The organism is Terrisporobacter hibernicus (assembly GCF_020809405.1).
Lineage (GTDB): Bacteria > Bacillota > Clostridia > Peptostreptococcales > Peptostreptococcaceae > Terrisporobacter > Terrisporobacter petrolearius.
The window spans coordinates 713082-731545 of sequence record NZ_CP081135.1; the positions used below are offsets into that span (position 1 = coordinate 713082).

The following is an 18464-nucleotide window of genomic DNA, read 5'->3' on the forward strand; positions in this document are numbered from 1 at the left end:
ATGCCTATAAAATTTCATTTAAAAATTTCTCAAAAGCTTCTTTTCTTTCTTCATATACATAATCTGGAAAACTCACTCTTATGATCTTAGAATTAATAACTCCTTTAATTTTATCTTCATTTTTACAATCAATCATAAAAATTGGTCGTCTAAAATTTTTTATTTCTAGTTTGCCTAGTTTTTGTAGCTTTTCAAGAAATTCTATATTTATTTCCACATTTAATTTATACTCATAGGTTTGACTGTTCTTAAAACAATTATCAATTTTGTTTACTTTAAACTTATCCATATATTATATCCTTTATGGAATTAATAAAATAATCTACCTCCTCTTCTGTAGTAAATCTGGATAAACTAATTCTAACTGTTCCACTTGGTGATGTATTTAAACATTTGTGGATCAAAGGCGCACAATGAAGTCCACTTCTACATATAATGTCAAAGCTCATTTGAAGTATTTCTCCTACTTCGTTTACGCTGTATTCTTCCATAGTAAATGATATTACAGGAGTAATTTCTCCACTTACGTCTATTACATTAACATTCATTTTTTTCAATTCTGTTTTTATTTTATTAACTAAATAATCTATACTACCTTTATTTAAAGGATTTTTAAAACTCCATCTTAAAGCCTCTTCTAACCCTTTAAATGAAATATCATTTGGTGTTCCCGCTTCTAATTTCAAAGGCATTTCTTCTGGCATTGTATCTTCATCACTATATATCCCCGTTCCACCTTGTAACACAGGATTTAATTTAATTTTAGGTGATACATAAAGCCCACCTGTTCCTTGAGGACCAAGCAAGTATTTATGGCCTGTAAACACTACCATGTCTATATCCCACTTTTGTGGCAATACATCTATTAACCCTAAACTTTGAGAAGCATCTAGAAGTACTACGCAATTATATTTTTTCGCAATAGCAGCTAATTTTTCTGCATCGTTAATTGCTCCCGTTACATTGGATGCATGTGTAAATATAACCATTCTAGGACGTATTTCTTTAATTGTTTTTTCCCACAAGTCAAGATCTATTCTTCCTTCTTCATTTACATCAATTATTTCATATTCAATAACTTTCTTCTTTTGAAGATAGTACAGTGGTCTTAGTACTGAATTATGCTCTGCTGCTGTAGTTAAAACTTTATCTCCTTCATTGAACTCAAATCCTTGTATGGCTAAATTAAGTCCAAATGTAGCATTACTGCCATAGACAATATGATTAGGGTTGTCCACTTGAAGTAGTCTTGATAATAGCTGTCTACAGTTACAATTCTCTTCTTCATCAAATCCACTTCTGTGAGCGCTACATGGTAATTCATTTAAGGCCTTTTGCATAGCATCAAAAACGCACTTGGGCTTTGGCCAAGATGTAGCTCCATTATTTAAATAAATCATTCTTGTTCCCCCTCCATTTATTCTCCAATTTTTCATACTCATTTTTACCAATTATTGAAATAATATTGGATTTTATCTTAAGGGTTGTTTGATATTTTCTAATTATATTTTTTTTAATTTCTTTATCATTTTTATATTTATTTAATTTCATTTTAAATCTTTTTTCTAAATCAGAAAATTCATCTTCTACTACTAATTTATCACTATAATACAAAATAGTATTTTCATTAATTAAATCTTCTATTTCTTCTTCAAGTTTCATATGGGTTTTTACAATACTAGCAATTTTTTCATATCCTAAACTATGTAATAACTCAGCCCCTACCTCTTCATGATTTTTTTCTTGTCTTTTTATATCATGTAAAATAGCGGCTGAATTAATTAAATTTATATTGATAATTTCTTTATCTTTGTTGATTAAGTGACTTAAATCTTCACATATTTGTTTCACCTTTATACAATGATTAACTATAGACTTTGGTACATTGAAATGAGCTAATAGATAAATACAATCTTCACAAGATAAATATTGCCTATTTTCAAAATCCTTTTTCACCTTATAAAAATCTTCTTTATAATCCATATCACATAAAATAAATTTATCTGGAGTATCTACTTCTTTAGATTCTCTTTCAAAATAGTCTAGTCCACCTTTTAATCCATTTTTTCCATTGTAGCTTAACAAATAATCAAAACATTTCCAACTTATTATGGGTGGATGTCCTATGGTATTTCTATATACAGGATAAACAATACTACTTTCTTTTTTACTTATTTCTTCAATCAATAAGTCTATTGTATATTTAGATACAAAACCTATATCTCCAGGTAAAAATATAATTGCATCGCAATTATTTTTTATTTTATTTAGCCCAAGTTTAAATGAATCATACATAAAAGTACTTTCATATTTATTGTTGTAAATTATATTTACATTTTGATTTTTTACACAATTTTCTATATCTTCGCCCCTATAACCTACAACTATATTTATATCTTCTACGCCGCTTTGTTTTAAGCTATTAATTGTGTTTACAATAAGTGGCTTATTATCTACTTCCATTAACGGTTTAAAATCTTTCATTCTAGAAGATAGACCTGCAGCAACAATTAACCCACTTATCTTCATTTTTCCAATCTTCTTTCTTTTGCTCCCCTTTCATTTATAAGCTCACCTGCTATGCTTACTGCTATTTCTCCTGGGGTTTTTGCATCTAGGGTTATTCCTATTGGAGCATGAACTCTTTTAAAATCTTCTTCTGTGAAACCATCCTTCTTAAGTTTTTCATAAGTCATATTAATCTTAGATTTACTACCTATCATTCCGATATAATATGCATCTGTTCTCAATGCCCACTTGAGCACGTTATAATCGTATAAGTGTCCTCGTGTAATTATTAAAATATAACTATCATCATCTATACCTACATCACCTATTTCTTCTAAACTATCTAATACAATAGTCTCTGAGTTTGGGAATCTTTCTTTATTTGCAAATTCACATCTATCGTCTAAAACTATAGTTTCAAACTCTATTATATCTAAAATTGCTGCTGTTTCTTTAGATACATGACCAGCTCCAAATATATAAGCTTTTCCCATGGTATGAACTTTTTGTACAATAAATTTTTCATCATCTATAGCATCTGAGTGAATACTTAATCTTTCAATTCCATTTTCTAATTTATTTCTCATTAATTCACTTCCTGAATATTGACCAATCAGATTATTTTTATCATCAACAAATAGCATTTCTTTTTCATTTTTTCTTAAAACTGTAACTATCCATCCTTTTTTGTGATTTTTTATAGCTTCAGTTGCTTTTTCCATAATTAATAAGTTATTATTGTCGTTACAGTCCATATAATTTATAAGAATTTCCCCATTTCCTCCACAAACCATTTCTGATTTGTTAGCATCTTTATTATCTAAATTAAACTCATAAATATAAGATTCCTTATTTTTAATTGAATTAACACCTTTTTCAATACAAGAGGCTTCCATTTTTCCACCTCCTACTGTGGAGAATATGGAACCATCTTCTCTTATTATCATTTGAGTTCCCTTTGACCTAGGTGTAGAACCAGTACTTTTTACTATACTAGCTAAAACAAAATTCTTCTTATTTCTTAAAAGGCTTAAGCCTTCTTCATATATGTTCATCAACTATTCTCCCTTTATTAATTACAACTCATAACCATATTTATTAAGTATCTCAACTACTTTTTCAAATGTACTCAACACTAAATTGGGACAAGTTTTCGACTTATTATCAAAATTCCCATCTAATATTTCCCCACAGTTTATACCCTTGTTGTCACTACCCTCATTTTCAAACCACTCTATCAATTCATTTGTCATAATACTTAGATTCTCATCTTCTATTTCTTCATCTTCACCCTTTGATGTAAAATAGCCTAAGACGCAAACTCCTCCTGTAAGAGCTCCACATATTTTTTGATTAAAACCCAAGCCCCCTATTAATCCTCCCATGGCCCTAATTAAATCAGGATTTTCTTTTCCTTCTAAGTCTAAAATAATCTTCATTAGGATCTGACTGCAATAATACCCCTTAGAGGATAATTCCAGCATTTCCAAATATAATTCATCCATAGTATCAATCCCTTTTTTTAAGTATTACTAAAAAATACCCCGTTTCTTTTTTAAAAATATCATTATTTATCTTGTTATTTTGATTCCCTCTAAGTAATCCTGATAACTCTCCATATTCCCAAAGCACCATTCCTAGATAGTTCTTCCATTCTTGAGATTTATCTTGAAATCTGATAGTTTGAAAATTTAAATCTGCAAATAACTTATTCCAATAATTAAGAGTATATGTGTCATCATATATGTTTGTTTGTTTAAAGAAAAAGTCACTTAGCAAAATTATTCCATTTTTTTTCAATAGTTTTTTGCAACTTTCTAATATTTGTTCAGGATTTTTCATAACTGACAAACTACATTCAAATAAAATTAAATCAAAATAATCTTCTGTGAAGTCAAAATTATTTGCATCCATTACTTTTATATTAATATCTTTATATCTTTCCTTGCCTAAATTAATCATTTCTTCAGAGAAATCGATTCCTGTTGCATCAAATCCCTTCTCAGATAAATAGTTTACAGAATACCCACTTCCGCAACCTACATCTAATACTTTAACGTCCTCATTTGTCTTGTACATTTCTATCATTTCATTTACAAGATTTAGGCCGCCTAAGCTAAATATATCTCTTTTATTTATCATTTATCTTCTAAAGCCTTTTCAACTCTTAGCATTTTTGAATATACTAGACTTTCGTCTATAAATACATTATTGCATTTAGGGCATTTAGGTAGCTCAACAGGAAAACTACTGCCTAAATATTCTAGAGTTACTTTTCCCCTTTCAAGGGGCACATTACATTTGGCACAAATCATGGACTCACTTGAGTAATCATAAAAATCATCATAACTTTCTTTCATTTAATTCACCTCTATCTTCATTCTATGACTATATGCGTTATAAACTAAATATTTTCCTCCTTTAATAGTATACTCAACCCAAAATGTAACGTTTTTTATTCTATAATAAGCCAAATTATGATTGTTTGATTTGTTTATAAATTTTTCATTAGTTTCTTGAGCATTTTTGATTGTGTCTTCAATATCTTTATATAAAATCATTCTATCTTCTAGTGTTTCTTTCAAATCATCACTCATAATTAAATCGATTTTGTAATTATTAGTCTTATCTTTTTCCTGTGTTAAATCTAATTTTAATTGGACTCTGTTGTATCTTCTTTCAGAAATATTAGGTTTTTTGTTTTTACCATCAAAATTATATATAAATTGTAAAATATGTTTTGCTTCTTTATTTTGGCTTAAAAAACTATCTCTACAATTTATACAATAAGTTAAATAATTTAGTTTATTTTCTTTAATTCTTGATAAAACTATATTTTCCTTTAATTCCTTGTTAGAAAAACAAGTAAGTCCACCATATCCACAACAAGTGGTTATTTCTCTGCCATAATCCAACTCTTTTAGATTAAATCCAAGTTTTTTTGCTATTTCTCTCACTTGACTTTGTAATTTGTCATCGTATCTAACAGTGCATGGATCATCTATGGATATATCATTATTATTTCCAATAAATTTTAGTTGTTTATCGTCAATATAATCATAAATCATTTTAACTTTTACACTTTCTAGATGAGAACTGAAAATTTTGTAACATGTAGGGCAAGCTGTAATAAGAATAGGATTATTAATTTTCTCCAATGTATTTTTTATTAATTTTATTTCTTCATAAAACCTTTCTTCCTCTCCAGACCATTTTCCTATTACTCCACAGCAACCTAGAATTAATCCAACTTCATTTTTTAATTTATCATTCAAATCATTATAAATTACTTTTACTAAGTCAGGTTCAGATGCACATAATTGACACCCAGGAAAAAACACGTAATTTAGATTATCTTTCTCTATAACGGTAAAAAACTCTTTGCTATTGCTAAATTCCATATCTTCAATAGCAAACTCAAAAGCTGATGGTGGCATTTTATTTGTTTTTACCATTTGTTTTCTTGCATATTCACAAACTTCTCCTAAATCTAATCCTCCTGGACAAATAGCTTTACATTGTCCACAAAGGCTACATGAATTTATCATTTTATTTGAAGTTCTGTTACCTAAAGCAATGGATAAGTTATTATAAACTTCTCTTGCCATTTTTTTAGGATAAGAATTATAGTGTTTTAAAAATTCACAGCCTTTTACACATTCAAGGCAGTTACAGTCAATACATCTTTGTCCTTCTTTTAAGGCTTCATCCTCTGAATAAAACTTTTTGTTTCTAGGAATTGTTTCATATTCAATATCTATATCTTCTAAATTTGTATATAGTTTTGTTTGAAAAACTCCTTCTTTTTCTCTTCCTTGAGTCATGCTACTATGTTGAAAATATCTATCTATAGATGTTGAAAGCCTTTTACCTAAACTTATACACTCCACCGCTGAAACATTCATTGGGCTGTAAAAAACTTTATCATTTTCATGTTGTAAAGTTATCATATTGTAAGATAAGTATTCTTTATAAATATTTCCATCAAATACTAATGCATCATATTTTTCTTTATATTCATTTAATTTTTCTTTTTCAAAGTAGGAATTAATATAAATCTTAGTTCCCGAATCTTCAACTTTTTGTAAATCAGTTTTTATAGTAATTTCTTCTAATGCCTCTTTATAATTTTCATATATATTTTTTCCTAAAATTTCTTCACTTTCATATAAGTCAACAAAATAACCCTTATTTCTTAATTCTATTGCACAGCTTAATCCACTTAAGCTAGTACCAAATATTATTACTTTCTCTTTCTTTTTAGGTTTTAATAAAACCCTGGCCTTTACTTCTTTTCCATAATTCATACAAGCTAATTCAAGCTGTCTAACATTTATGGAATTTCCTAATTCTTTTCTTTTACATTGACTTTTACATTTTTCTTCACAAATTCTGCTTATTATGTTTGGAAAAACAACTTTTTTTTCATAAATTTTTCTACCTTCAGTAAAATTCCCTTGGGCAACTAGTTTACATAGCTGTCTTACATCTATATGAATTGGGCACATTGCATTGCACCAAGGATCTTCTTCTTGAATACATTTACTTTCTAACTCTTTTAATTTATCTTGACTAAGATTATCCATAGTCTATTCTCCTTAAAAAAACATATCTATTATTTGTTTTAAAAAAATTTATTTTCCTTGAGATTCCTTATATGAAAAAAAGGCTTAAACTCTTGTAAAATATACTTAAGGTTAAGCCCTTTTATTTGACTAAACAAGAGCAACAATCATAAAATCACTCTCTTATATTTACTTCTTATTTAAGCATTTGCTCCACTTGCTAACTCATCTAATGCAGCTTTAACTACTTCTGGAGTTGCAGGTACTTTAGTTACTCTAGCTCCAGTAGCATTAAATATAGCATTTAGTATAGCAGGGTGAGGTGCAGCTAATGGTCCTTCACCTACTCCAGAAGCTCCATAAGGTCCATCTGGTCTTTCAGCTTCTTCATAGTATATTTCTAAATCATCTGGCACATCCTGTATTTGTGGTATACCACATTTAACTAGTGTAGTATGCTTTTGTAAATCTTCAAAGTCTTCAGTTAATGCAAGACCTATACCTTGTGCTAATGCTCCGTAAACTTGACCATCAACAACAAGTTTGTTAATTATCTTACCACAGTCAACCATACAAGTGAATTTTTCAACTTTTGTTTTGCCTGTTTCCATATCAACAGCAACTTCTGGCATATTAACAACGTACATATAGTTACTAAATGGTGCTCCTTGACCATTTTCTATTTGACAATCAGAACACATAGAAGCAACCCATTTACCTACATATTTAGTTGGTAAACCTTCAGCTACCATCTCATCGTAAGAACGATAAGTTCCGTCGCCTTTATCTAATGCTTTTAACAAGTTTTCTGCTGCTATTCTAGTAGCATTACCTGTAACAACATTAGATCTACTTCCTCCTGCAGGACCACTGTTTGGAGTTTGACGCATATCACACATTACTAATTTAATATCTTCTGGTTTATATCCAGCTTTTTTTAGAGTTGCATGAGCCATAGTTAATGTTCCTATATCAGCACCTTGACCATGATCTTCCCAAGAGTTGTACATAGTTATACCTTTTGGAGTTATTTCAGCATAAGCTTCAGATGAATCCGCTCCATCAAGTCCACATCCATAAACACCAATTGATATACCTACACCACGTTTAACTTTGTCAGTAGAATTTTCTTTAACTCTTACTTTAGCTTCTTCATATAATGGTCTTAATTTATCCATCATAGGAACAATTGAGTAAACTTCAGGATTTTGACCTGTAGGAGTTGTATCTCCTGGTCTATAAGCATTTATATATCTTAATTCAAATGGATCCATTCCCATTTGGGCTGCTAATACATCTATAGCAGTATCAGTTCCCATAAAACTTTGTGGAGCACCGTAACCTCTAAACGCACTACCCCAAGCATGGTTAGTACATACAGTATAAGAAGTGTTTCTTATATTTGGTATTCCATAACCTGCACCTACAAATTGAGTAAGACGCATAGTTAATAAGTCCCCAAATTCTGAATATGGACCATGATCTATATAGTTTTCACCTTCAAGAGCAAGTATTTTACCTTTTTCATCTGCACCAAGTTTTATCTTCATAAATGCTGGCGATCTCTTTCCAGTGTAAGTTATATTTTGATATTGAGTATAATTTAATGTTACTGGTCTTCCTGTAGCTAAACATGCAACACCTAACATAGACTCCATAGTTGGAGAGAATTTATATCCAAAAGTTCCTCCAGTTGGATTTTGTACTAAGAAGCATTTCTCTGGATCAACACCTATACCAGTGCAAATCATTGCATGATGTAAGTGAATTCCTATACTCTTAGAATTTATAATTAAGTTACCATCTTCATCTTGGTACGCTTGACCACAGTCTGGTTCAAGAGGTAAATGTGGTTGACGGCTACAGTAAGATTCAACTTCAACTACATTAGGAAGTTTTTCCATTAATAGAGCTGTTTCTTCACCTTTTTTACAATCAGTTTTAAAGTAAACATTAGGAGTTCCTGGATGTATTTCTATAGCATCTTCTGCCATAGCTTCTGGAGCACTCATATAAGCTGGAAGTACTTCTAAATCTACTTTTACTTTTTTAGCAGCAGCTTTAGCTTGTTCTTCAGTATCAGCAGCTACTAATGCTATAGCATCACCATATTGGAATACTTTTTCATCACAAAGAATTGGTCTATCCCATCCATCTCCCTTATTAGCACTTGGGAAGAAGACTAATCCGTTTATTTTATTGTTACCTTTAACATCTTTAGCAGTTATTACTTTATAAACACCTGGCATTTTTTCTGCTTCAGAAATGTCTATTCCCTTAATATTTGCATGAGAAACCTCAGCTTGAACTAAAGCTAATCTTAAAGTTCCATCTGGCATTTGTAAGTTCATATCCGCACCGAAATCCCAAGTACCAGTTACTTTAGCTTTTGCAGAAGGTCTAATATACTTAGTGCCTAATATTTCATTTCCTACAGGTTCAAAAACTAAATCTTCTACTTTTTTTTCACCTCTAAGTACTGCCGCTGCATCCATAACAGCATCTACTAAAGGTTTATATCCTGTACAACGGCATAAGTTTTTATGTTTTTGGAACCATGCCCTTACTTCTTCTCTTGTTGGAGAAGGGTTTTCTTGTAATAAAACCTTCGCTGACATAATAAATCCTGGGCTACAGAAACCACATTGTGCACATCCGTGTCCCATCCATGCAACTTGTAGCGGATGTAACTCTTCACCTTCTGATAATCCTTCAATAGTTTGTATAACTGATTCATCCTCAATTTTTTTCATTTTAATTATACAAGAACGAACAGCCTTATTATTTAAAATAATAGTACATGTACCACAGTGACCTTGACCACAACCTATCTTACACCCTGTAAGCAATAGTTGTTCACGAAGTACATTAGCTAAACTGCTTTCTGGATCAACAAGTAGTGTTCTTTTTACCCCATTAATATAAAGGACCTTTTTTAGTAGCAAATTTATTTCCCCCTTTTAAATTTTTATTTCTAAATTAATAAACTTGGACTATAATTTATGTAAATTTATTAATTAGCAAAATTAATGCTTATTTTGGAGGTTACTATGATTAAAGATAATGTTTTAAATGAAGAAGTTTTTAAAGAAATATTTGATAAGTTTGTTTCTACATCTAACGCTAGGACTAATGAAGAATTAATTGTTTTGAGAGATTATACTATAAGTTATATTCTAGACTACTTCAACGATAATTTAACTCCAAACAATGCTCCTATAGATTTTATTAGCTGCGATGAAATTACTGTAGAAGTTAAGGATAAGACTACTAATAGAATTTTCAGGAGAAATCTAGATGTTTCTTACATAGAAAACTCTAATGGTTTAAAGTTGATGGGTGAAAATTTGAAAGGCGAACCATCAGAAATTGTATTTTTATCTGACACTGCAATAAATAAAATAATTGATGTAACTGGTCAAGGATTGAATAAATCAAGATGCCATGACTAATTTTGTTTTCTAATTAATTTAATAATATCATAAGAATTTTCAAAAATCAATTTCACTATAGTATATTTGTGCCTATTTTATTATATAAATAACAATTAATAAAAATCATTCACAAATTTGATAATTTTTAATATATTTTCATTTAAAAAAGGCATTACATAATAAATGTAATGCCTTTAATATTTTCATATTATAAATTATTAATTAAGCTAATAATTCTTTTTCTTCTATTACTTTTTTTGCTTCATCTTTTGCAATAGCTATTTCATCAAAAGGTAATTTTTCTCCATTTATTAATTGGTATTTTTCATGACCTTTCCCTGCAAATACTATCATATCTCCTTCTTTAGCATTTCTAATAGTATATTTTATAGCTTCTTCTCTATCTGCTATTTTTATTACTTCACAAGAAGAACCTTCAAAAGACTGTGCTATATCATTTATAACATTCATCGGATCTTCAAAATCCGGATTATCTGCTGTAAGTATTGCTAAATCACACTCACGGGCAGCAACGTCACCTAATTCTTTTCTTCTTATTGCAGTTCTTCCACCTACTGAACCAAATAAGCATATTAATCTATCATGATCATAGTTCTTAAGTGTTTGTAATATATTTTCTAAACTAACACCATTGTGAGCATAGTCAACTATTACTGTAGCATAAGGAAGTATTGGTAAAACTTCTACTCTACCACTTACCTTAGCATTTTTTAAGGCATCTATCATAATCTCTCTTTTCACATCTAAATATTTACAAACAGCTATGACTGCTAATGCATTGTAAATACTAAAAGTTCCTGGGGAACATATAAAACATGGGAATGTTTCTTCTTTTGTATTACAGTCAAAACTTACTCCTAGCGAGTCTATTTCTTTTGAATATCTTATATTGTTAGCAGTTAAATTAGCATCATTTTCTATTCCAAAAGTCTCCACATCACAAGTTGCTGCATTTATTATATCATTTGCATAATCATCATCTATATTAATAATACCATGTTTAGCCATCTTAAATAATCTTGCTTTACATTGTAAATAATGATCAAATGTTGGATGTTCCTTTGGTCCTATGTGATCTGGAGATAAATTAGAGAATATGGCAACATCAAAATCTACATCCTCCACCCTATTTTGCATTATTCCTCCAGATGAAACTTCCATAGATACACATGTTACTCCATTATCAAGCATTTTCCTAAATATTCTATGTAACTCATAGCTTTCTGGAGTTGTATTTGCTGTAACTTCATAAGTTCCATTGAAAAAAGTTCCATTTGTTCCTATTACACCCGTATTAACTCCTGATTCATTTAAAACAGTTGCAATATAATTAGTTATAGTGGTTTTTCCCTTAGTTCCTGTTACACCAATTATTTTTAAAGAACTAGATGGTTTTTCAAAAAAGTTATGAGAAACCCTTGATAAACTTATTCTTGTATCTTCCACAAATAATTTTACTGTATCATTTGGAAGCTCTGTAACATATTGGCTAGATTCCATTCCCTTTTGTAGTAAAAATACTCTAGCCCCATTGTCATAAGCATTTTTTAAAAATTTATGACCATCTACAGTTTCTCCCACAAGAGCAACAAACATAAATTCTTCTTTACAGCTTCTAGAATCATATGCTATATCTCTTATTTCAATTTCATCAATTTTTTCTAAAGGTAAGTTGGATGTAAAACTTACATCTTCCATTAGTTTAAATAACTTCATAATATACTTCCTTTCTGATTTTAAAAAATAGAGTAGGTTCACTACTCTATTTTAGTTTTCTTCCGCTTCTTAATATAGTTTCTCTAGCAAGGACTTCCAGAGAATCTATATAAAAATCTCCGTCTAATTTATTATCATTTTTTAATATAGATAGCTCTGTGCATCCAAGAATAACTCCATCACAGTTATTTTCCTTTAAGTAATCTACAATAGAATTGAACTTATGCATATCAGCTGGTTTTCCACTTTTTATATCATCGTAAATTATTTCCATTACTTTAGACTGCTTATTTTCATCTAATACTAAATATTCTATATCATACTTTTTACACATGTTTTGATATAAACAAGTTTTAATGTTTCCAGTAGTAGCAAGAATGCCTAGTTTTTTATGATTACTCTCTTTGGCATGTTTAATAGTTTCCTCTACAATATTTACTAAAGGTATATTAACTGCATTAACTATTTTTTCATAGAAATAATGTGCCGTATTACATGTTATCACAATAAAGTCTACACCATATTTTTCTAATTTTTTTGCATCATCTATTAATATCTTTGATGGATCTTCATCAGAGTTTCCTACGATAAAAGCTGTTCTATCTGGTGTTGTTGCTCTATTTGTTATTATCATATCAACATGTTCTTGGTCAGTCTTCGCTTCTGTCATATTCACTACCATTTCATAGAAATACACAGAGGCCATAGGCCCTAAGCCACCTAAAACACCTACAGTTATATTATTCATATTATCACCAATCTACTTGCAGTATTTTTTGAACTTTCTAAATTGATTTACATAGTATAAGAAGATGTACCATCTCCTTTTGAAGTTTCCTTTTAAGTCCGCTTCGTATCCAAATGATGTAGCAGATTTTCCTGCAGCATCTAATTCTTTACATTTATTTACTAATTCTTGACTTTTTACATATTTATATACTACTTCTTTTGGTATACATCTCCAGAAGAAAGGTTCTTTTTGTATTTTTAAGTCTAGCTCTTTGTTGTTAACTCTATCTTCTACAACAAACTTAGCTATGTTATTTCCTGAAGATGTTACATAATAATTACTTCTACCTTGTCTTAAGTTTATTTCAAATACTTTGTATTTATTGTCCCTAGCATCGTATTTTATATCAAAGTTTGAATATCCTGTGTAATTTATACTTTCTAAGAAGTTTTTAAATTTAGTCATAACTGCTTCATCGTACTCAGTTATTATAGCCGCATGATTTCCAATTCCTTTTGGAGTATGTTCTTCTAATAAAACATGTCCTAAACATTGCATTTTAACTTTTCCATTTTTATCTGAGTAGCAAGTTAAAACTCTCATGTGAGAGTCATCTCCAGGTATGAAGTCTTGAACTATCATAGATTTTTCATAACCATGAGAATATATTTTTGCTATTTCTCTTTTAAATTCTTCTTCATCTTGTATAAGATAAGCTTTGTTCATTCCTTCAAAAGCATTTTGGAAGAATGATATACTATCTGATGCTTTTAATATAACTGGATAATTAAATCCAAAGTCACCTATTTCGTCACCCTTATTGTATATATATGTTTTTGGATAATCTAATCCATATTCTTCACACATATTATAAAATAATTCTTTTTCTATTAGCTTGTCTTTAAGTTTCGCACCTATATAAGGTACTATATACTTTTCTGATAATACATCTCTATAATCTATTATTAATTCTGCGTACTCATCAGTACATCCATGAATTATAAGTTTTTTGTTTGGCTCAGCAAGTTCATCTGCAGTTTTTAATAAAACTTTTATAAACTCTTCTTTATTACCCATATTAGGGTCTACTCTAAAATCTATTATGTTACTGTCTTTTGTTGCTCCAAGTAACATTTTCCCAAAAGCTATCGACTTTACTCCATAAGCTTCGTGATAAGCTCTAGCTACAGAATAGCAGTTTATATCTCCACCAACCAATACCGGTTGAATTTTAAACTTCTCCACTTTATCCACCTCTTATTCTTTTTAAATACATTGGTTATTATACTTTATTTCTCACAATCTGTCAAAAAAACGACGGTTTTGCTAATCTGGCTAAATGTTGAAATTTCAATATGTATAATAATACAACACTTTATATTAGAATAATATTAAAATTTATAAATTTTAATATTATTCTTTCCTTATTTATCTATAATTAGTATTTATATCCTTATATAAGATTCATCAAAATTTTTTTATTTAAATTTTAAAAATACTATAGATCAACTTATTTACATAAATCAACCTATAGTATAAATTTTACATTATTTTCATTTTTTATAACTTTGATAGTGCACCTAAAAGTATTTCTTCTTTAAAAGGTTTTACTATAAATCCTTTAGCTCCATATATAATAGCCTCTTTCATTTTTGCTTCTTGTCCTAGAGCTGATACCATAACAACTGATGCTCCTGGGTTTAATTTCTTTATCATTCTCAAAGCTTGTATTCCATCAAGTTCAGGCATAGTTATATCCATTGTAACTATATCTGGGCTTAATTCTTTGTATTTTTCAACAGCTTCTAAACCATTTTCTGCTTCTCCTACTATTTCATACTCATAGTTTGAAAGCATATTTTTTATTGTCATACGCATAAAGGCTGCATCATCAACTATTAATACTCTTTTCATAACTTTCCTCCATTGTTTCAAATACATTTTATTAACTTACTCATACTTATATTTTAATTCTTTTAGGATTCAAAAACTATACTTTATTTTTTTTATATACTGATGGTTTTACTCTTTTTAAATCAGTCTTTAAATTAGATAAGCTTTCGGACATTCCAATTATCAAGTATCCGCCTGGTTTTAGAGAATCACATAATCTATTAATTAATTTTTGATTTGTAATATTATCAAAATAAATCATTACATTCCTACAAAAAATAACGTCGTATTTTGACTTACTCCAACCTAAGTTATTATTCAAATTAAAATATTTAAATTCTACTAACTTTTTTATATTTGGATTTACCTCATAGTTTTTTTCATCTATTTTTTTAAAATAATTTTGTACCCATGCTGATGGCAATTTTTCTATTTTGTCATTAGAGTAAATTCCATCTTTAGCTTGTTTTAGTACTTTATTTGATATATCAGATGCTGTTATAGCTATTCTTTGACTTGAGTTAATTCCTAAAACACTTGAAGCTAACATGGCAATACAATAAGCTTCTTCACCTGTTGATGAGGCTGCTGACCAAACTTTTAACCCTCCAAGTGGTGGTCTTTTTAAACTTGGAATTAATACATTTTCTTTTAAAAAATCAAAATGCATTTCTTCACGCATAAAATATGTATAATTCGTAGTTAATTTTTCTACCAATATGGATACCTGTTCACCTGTTTTATCTTTCATCAAATTATCTATATAACTGTTGTAATCAGAAAATCCTAATCGTTTAACCATCATTAGTAGTCTTGTTTCTATTAGTGTCCTTTTATTTTCAAGATTAATTCCATAATTATTATACATGAAATCTCTCAGCCTTGCAAAATCTCTATCCTTCAACTGCATAATTATTTTCCTCAACTATCTTCATTAATGAATCACAATCTAGTATTAATTGTACATCATTATTTATTTCACTAACAGATTTTATAAAGTTACTCTTTCCATCATCTTGACTAGAGTCCATATTCATATTTTGTTCTGGTGAAATATGAATTACTTCATTTACCGTATCTACTATTAATCCTATTTTGTTATCATTATTTTCAATTATAATAATACAAGTTCTTTCATCATAATTTATAGGCTCTATATCAAATCTCATTCTAGCATCCATGACCGGAATAATCGTGCTTCTTAAATTTATAATACCTTTCATGTATTTTGGAAGGAATGGTACCTTTGTTATTGGTAACATTTCTATAATTTCTATAATGTATTTGGATGATAGCGCATACTTTTGATTATTCACGACGAAAACCATATACAAATCATCTATTCTATTTTCTGATTCTACATCATTTGCATACATAGATACTGTCCCCCTTATTAATTAAATTAACTTTTCACCTTTACCAACACTTTTTACATGCAATTTATTAGTTCTTGTATCAAATACAATTGTTCTTCCACAAGTACCCAATGTATCTTCTGATATAATTGGAATATTTAGTTTGGCTAAAGTCTCTTTACATGATTTTACATTCTTTTCACCAATAGTAAATACACTGCTTGATGAATTATTAAAGTTAAACATATGTGCACCGCCAGCTAGCTTTGCCCTTATAAATCTAGAATTTGCTCCTAGTTTTTTCATATCTTCATATAATGCAACTATTCCTGTGTCAGCATACTTTGCTTTATTTACTAGCATTTTTTCGTTTTGAGAGTTAGAAAGTAAAATATGCACTAATCCTGCAATTTTATTTATTTCATCATAAAGGACTACGCCGCAACATGATCCTAGTCCTATAGTCATAATTTTTTGTGGCTCTCTTACAATCTTATACTCTGCTATACCTACCATTTCCATTATATAATCCTACACAGCAAAGCCTAAAGATGACAACAGCTTAGTACATGATGATACATTAGGAATAAAATAATACTTTCCTTCTATATCATTGTCTTGAGTAAAGAAGTCTGTTTCAATACAAAGTATTGAACTAAAGTCTAACCCATATAATGAAATTGGTAAATTCATTATTGCTCTTACCATATCTATACTAAAATGAGGTATAGATGGAGTTATAGTTAAATTTGTCATGTCTGATATGGCTGTTAAATATGTTCCACATAATATATTACAGATTTCTCCCATGGAGCTTAATTCTTTACACATTTCTTCGTAATCATCTTTATTATAATTAATTTCTTTGCCTGATAATTTTGAAAGTAAATTAAAAGCAGAATCTATTTTCATGATAACCATGATGAAACCTTCCATATCTCCTGAAAGTTGTAAAACTGTTCCTACTACCAATTCTTCTGGAGAGTCGTAACTCTTTGTAATATCATCAAGTTCAATCATATCACTATTTGGTATTCCAATATCTACTAATTCATTTAACATTGTTGCTAAAGATGTTGAAGCATTACCAGATCCTATATTACTAATTTCACGAAATATATTTAATTTATCACAAGTAATTGTCATATATACCCTCTTTCTATCTAATCTTTAGATTATTTTCTCATTTCATTTCTTTTGAGTTGATTTAGTATTGCGTTTGGAATCATATCTAAAGATGTTTCCTTTATAACCGCACCCATATTCTTTGCTACCATTGGCATACCGTAAACAGTGCATGATTGTTTATTTTGACCAATAGTATATCCACCAGCTTTTTTTATTTCTAATAATCCCCTTGCTCCATCAGAGCCCATTCCTGTTAAAATTGCTGCTACGGCTTTTTCTTTAGCCTCATTTGCCACAGATTCAAATAAATAATCCACTGATGGACAATGACCGCTAACTTTATCGCCTTCCTTAACTTGAATTAAAAACTTATTATTTTTCTTTATAATACCCATTTGCAAACCACCAGGAGCAATATATGCATTCCCAGGCAATATAATTTCTCCATTTTCTGCCTCTTTTACATTAATTATGCACTCTCTGTTTAAACGTTCTGCATATCTCTTTGTAAAGACTGGTGGCATATGTTGTGTAATAACAATTCCAGGTAGACCTAGAGGCAGTTCTTTTAATACTTTTCCTATTGCCTCTACCCCTCCCATAGATGCTCCTATGGCAACTATCTGATTACTATTGTTTATTACCCTAGTTGTTTTTTTAGAGTTTATTTTTTGCTCTACTGGTTTAATAACCTTTGTAAGATTACTTTTTATATCTAATTTAGCTACTGATGCTTCCTTTATTTTAGTAGCTAAATCTATTGCAAATTCGTTCATAGTACTTGATGTTGGTTTATCTACAAATCCTACTGCACCAGCCGATAAAGCCTCAAAACATTTGTCATTTGCACCACTTATAACAATTGTCGGTATTGGGCATTGACTCATTAAAATCTTTAAAAATTCAATTCCATTAACACCTGGCATCTCTATATCTAATGTTAATACATCTGGTCTATATTGTAATATCTTGTCCCTTGCATCATAAGAATCCTTAGCTGTTTCTACTACTTCTAGATCTGGATCTTCTTGAAGGTACTTAGATATAACACGTCTAAATATAATCGAATCATCAATTACTAATACTTTTATTTTTTTATCCATTTACTCTTTCT

The 18464-nt window shown here is 29.5% G+C and carries 19 protein-coding genes; 1 reads left to right on the forward strand and 18 read right to left on the reverse strand.

What is annotated here, in order from left to right; genetic code table 11:
• Positions 1 to 4 precede the first annotated feature (4 nt).
• The 9 genes from JW646_RS03455 to JW646_RS03495 all read right to left on the reverse strand — a co-directional run bounded on the left by JW646_RS03455 (position 5) and on the right by JW646_RS03495 (position 10018).
• On the reverse strand, positions 5 to 289 hold the full coding sequence (locus JW646_RS03455) for a hypothetical protein (RefSeq protein ID WP_148557937.1): 285 nt from the start codon (positions 287 to 289) through the stop codon (positions 5 to 7).
• Complete coding sequence (locus JW646_RS03460) at positions 282 to 1400, reverse strand: aminotransferase class V-fold PLP-dependent enzyme (protein ID WP_228416629.1); 1119 nt, start codon at positions 1398 to 1400, stop codon at positions 282 to 284. Before JW646_RS03460 ends, JW646_RS03455 begins: the two co-directional genes overlap by 8 nt.
• On the reverse strand, positions 1384 to 2529 hold the full coding sequence (locus tag JW646_RS03465; protein WP_228416630.1) for a DVU_1551 family NTP transferase: 1146 nt from the start codon (positions 2527 to 2529) through the stop codon (positions 1384 to 1386). The genes JW646_RS03460 and JW646_RS03465 overlap by 17 nt, the downstream gene beginning before the upstream one ends.
• On the reverse strand, positions 2526 to 3563 hold the full coding sequence (locus JW646_RS03470) for an XdhC family aldehyde oxidoreductase maturation factor (protein ID WP_228416631.1): 1038 nt from the start codon (positions 3561 to 3563) through the stop codon (positions 2526 to 2528). The genes JW646_RS03465 and JW646_RS03470 overlap by 4 nt, the downstream gene beginning before the upstream one ends.
• 21 nt (positions 3564 to 3584) lie before the next feature.
• Positions 3585 to 4013 carry a DVU_1555 family C-GCAxxG-C-C protein gene (locus tag JW646_RS03475; RefSeq protein ID WP_148557941.1) on the reverse strand — a complete coding sequence of 143 codons (429 nt, stop codon included), beginning with the start codon at positions 4011 to 4013 and terminating at the stop codon, positions 3585 to 3587.
• Between the two features lie 4 nt (positions 4014 to 4017).
• Entirely contained in the window at positions 4018 to 4650 is a 633-nt protein-coding gene (gene trsM / locus JW646_RS03480) for a DVU_1556 family methyltransferase (protein WP_074918526.1), read from the reverse strand.
• Positions 4647 to 4868 carry a DVU_1557 family redox protein gene (locus JW646_RS03485; RefSeq protein ID WP_074918528.1) on the reverse strand — a complete coding sequence of 74 codons (222 nt, stop codon included), beginning with the start codon at positions 4866 to 4868 and terminating at the stop codon, positions 4647 to 4649. Before JW646_RS03485 ends, trsM begins: the two co-directional genes overlap by 4 nt.
• Positions 4869 to 7094, reverse strand: a complete 2226-nt coding sequence (locus JW646_RS03490) for a pyridine nucleotide-disulfide oxidoreductase/dicluster-binding protein (protein WP_228416632.1) — start codon at positions 7092 to 7094, stop codon at positions 4869 to 4871.
• 179 nt (positions 7095 to 7273) lie between these two features.
• The gene (locus tag JW646_RS03495) at positions 7274 to 10018 is read right to left on the reverse strand and encodes a molybdopterin-dependent aldehyde oxidoreductase (protein WP_228416633.1); all 2745 of its coding nucleotides are present in this window, start codon (positions 10016 to 10018) and stop codon (positions 7274 to 7276) included.
• Between the two features lie 105 nt (positions 10019 to 10123).
• On the opposite strand from JW646_RS03495, the gene JW646_RS03500 reads away from it, so the two are divergent.
• Complete coding sequence (locus JW646_RS03500; protein WP_083399349.1) at positions 10124 to 10525, forward strand: hypothetical protein; 402 nt, start codon at positions 10124 to 10126, stop codon at positions 10523 to 10525.
• Positions 10526 to 10729: 204 nt separating this feature from the next.
• Here the strand turns inward: JW646_RS03500 and JW646_RS03505 are convergent, their stop codons facing one another.
• From JW646_RS03505 to JW646_RS03545, 9 genes are all read right to left on the reverse strand, one after another.
• Positions 10730 to 12244, reverse strand: coding sequence for a UDP-N-acetylmuramoyl-L-alanyl-D-glutamate--2,6-diaminopimelate ligase (locus JW646_RS03505; protein WP_206924652.1), 1515 nt, complete (start codon positions 12242 to 12244; stop codon positions 10730 to 10732).
• 46 nt (positions 12245 to 12290) lie between these two features.
• Entirely contained in the window at positions 12291 to 12992 is a 702-nt protein-coding gene (gene cuyB / locus JW646_RS03510; RefSeq protein WP_148557945.1) for a cysteate racemase, read from the reverse strand.
• 12 nt (positions 12993 to 13004) lie between these two features.
• Positions 13005 to 14219 carry a carboxylate--amine ligase gene (locus JW646_RS03515; protein ID WP_074918536.1) on the reverse strand — a complete coding sequence of 405 codons (1215 nt, stop codon included), beginning with the start codon at positions 14217 to 14219 and terminating at the stop codon, positions 13005 to 13007.
• A gap of 315 nt (positions 14220 to 14534) precedes the next feature.
• Positions 14535 to 14888: a response regulator gene (locus tag JW646_RS03520; RefSeq protein ID WP_018589248.1), complete on the reverse strand. Its 354-nt coding sequence runs from the start codon at positions 14886 to 14888 to the stop codon at positions 14535 to 14537.
• Between the two features lie 76 nt (positions 14889 to 14964).
• The gene (locus JW646_RS03525) at positions 14965 to 15777 is read right to left on the reverse strand and encodes a CheR family methyltransferase (protein ID WP_083399350.1); all 813 of its coding nucleotides are present in this window, start codon (positions 15775 to 15777) and stop codon (positions 14965 to 14967) included.
• The gene (locus JW646_RS03530; RefSeq protein WP_148557946.1) at positions 15761 to 16243 is read right to left on the reverse strand and encodes a chemotaxis protein CheW; all 483 of its coding nucleotides are present in this window, start codon (positions 16241 to 16243) and stop codon (positions 15761 to 15763) included. The genes JW646_RS03525 and JW646_RS03530 overlap by 17 nt, the downstream gene beginning before the upstream one ends.
• A 21-nt stretch (positions 16244 to 16264) precedes the next feature.
• Positions 16265 to 16744: a chemotaxis protein CheD gene (locus JW646_RS03535; RefSeq protein WP_074918538.1), complete on the reverse strand. Its 480-nt coding sequence runs from the start codon at positions 16742 to 16744 to the stop codon at positions 16265 to 16267.
• A gap of 9 nt (positions 16745 to 16753) precedes the next feature.
• Positions 16754 to 17368, reverse strand: coding sequence for a chemotaxis protein CheC (locus JW646_RS03540; RefSeq protein ID WP_074918539.1), 615 nt, complete (start codon positions 17366 to 17368; stop codon positions 16754 to 16756).
• A 29-nt stretch (positions 17369 to 17397) separates the two neighbouring features.
• Positions 17398 to 18453, reverse strand: a complete 1056-nt coding sequence (locus tag JW646_RS03545) for a protein-glutamate methylesterase/protein-glutamine glutaminase (protein ID WP_074918540.1) — start codon at positions 18451 to 18453, stop codon at positions 17398 to 17400.
• Positions 18454 to 18464 lie beyond the last annotated feature (11 nt).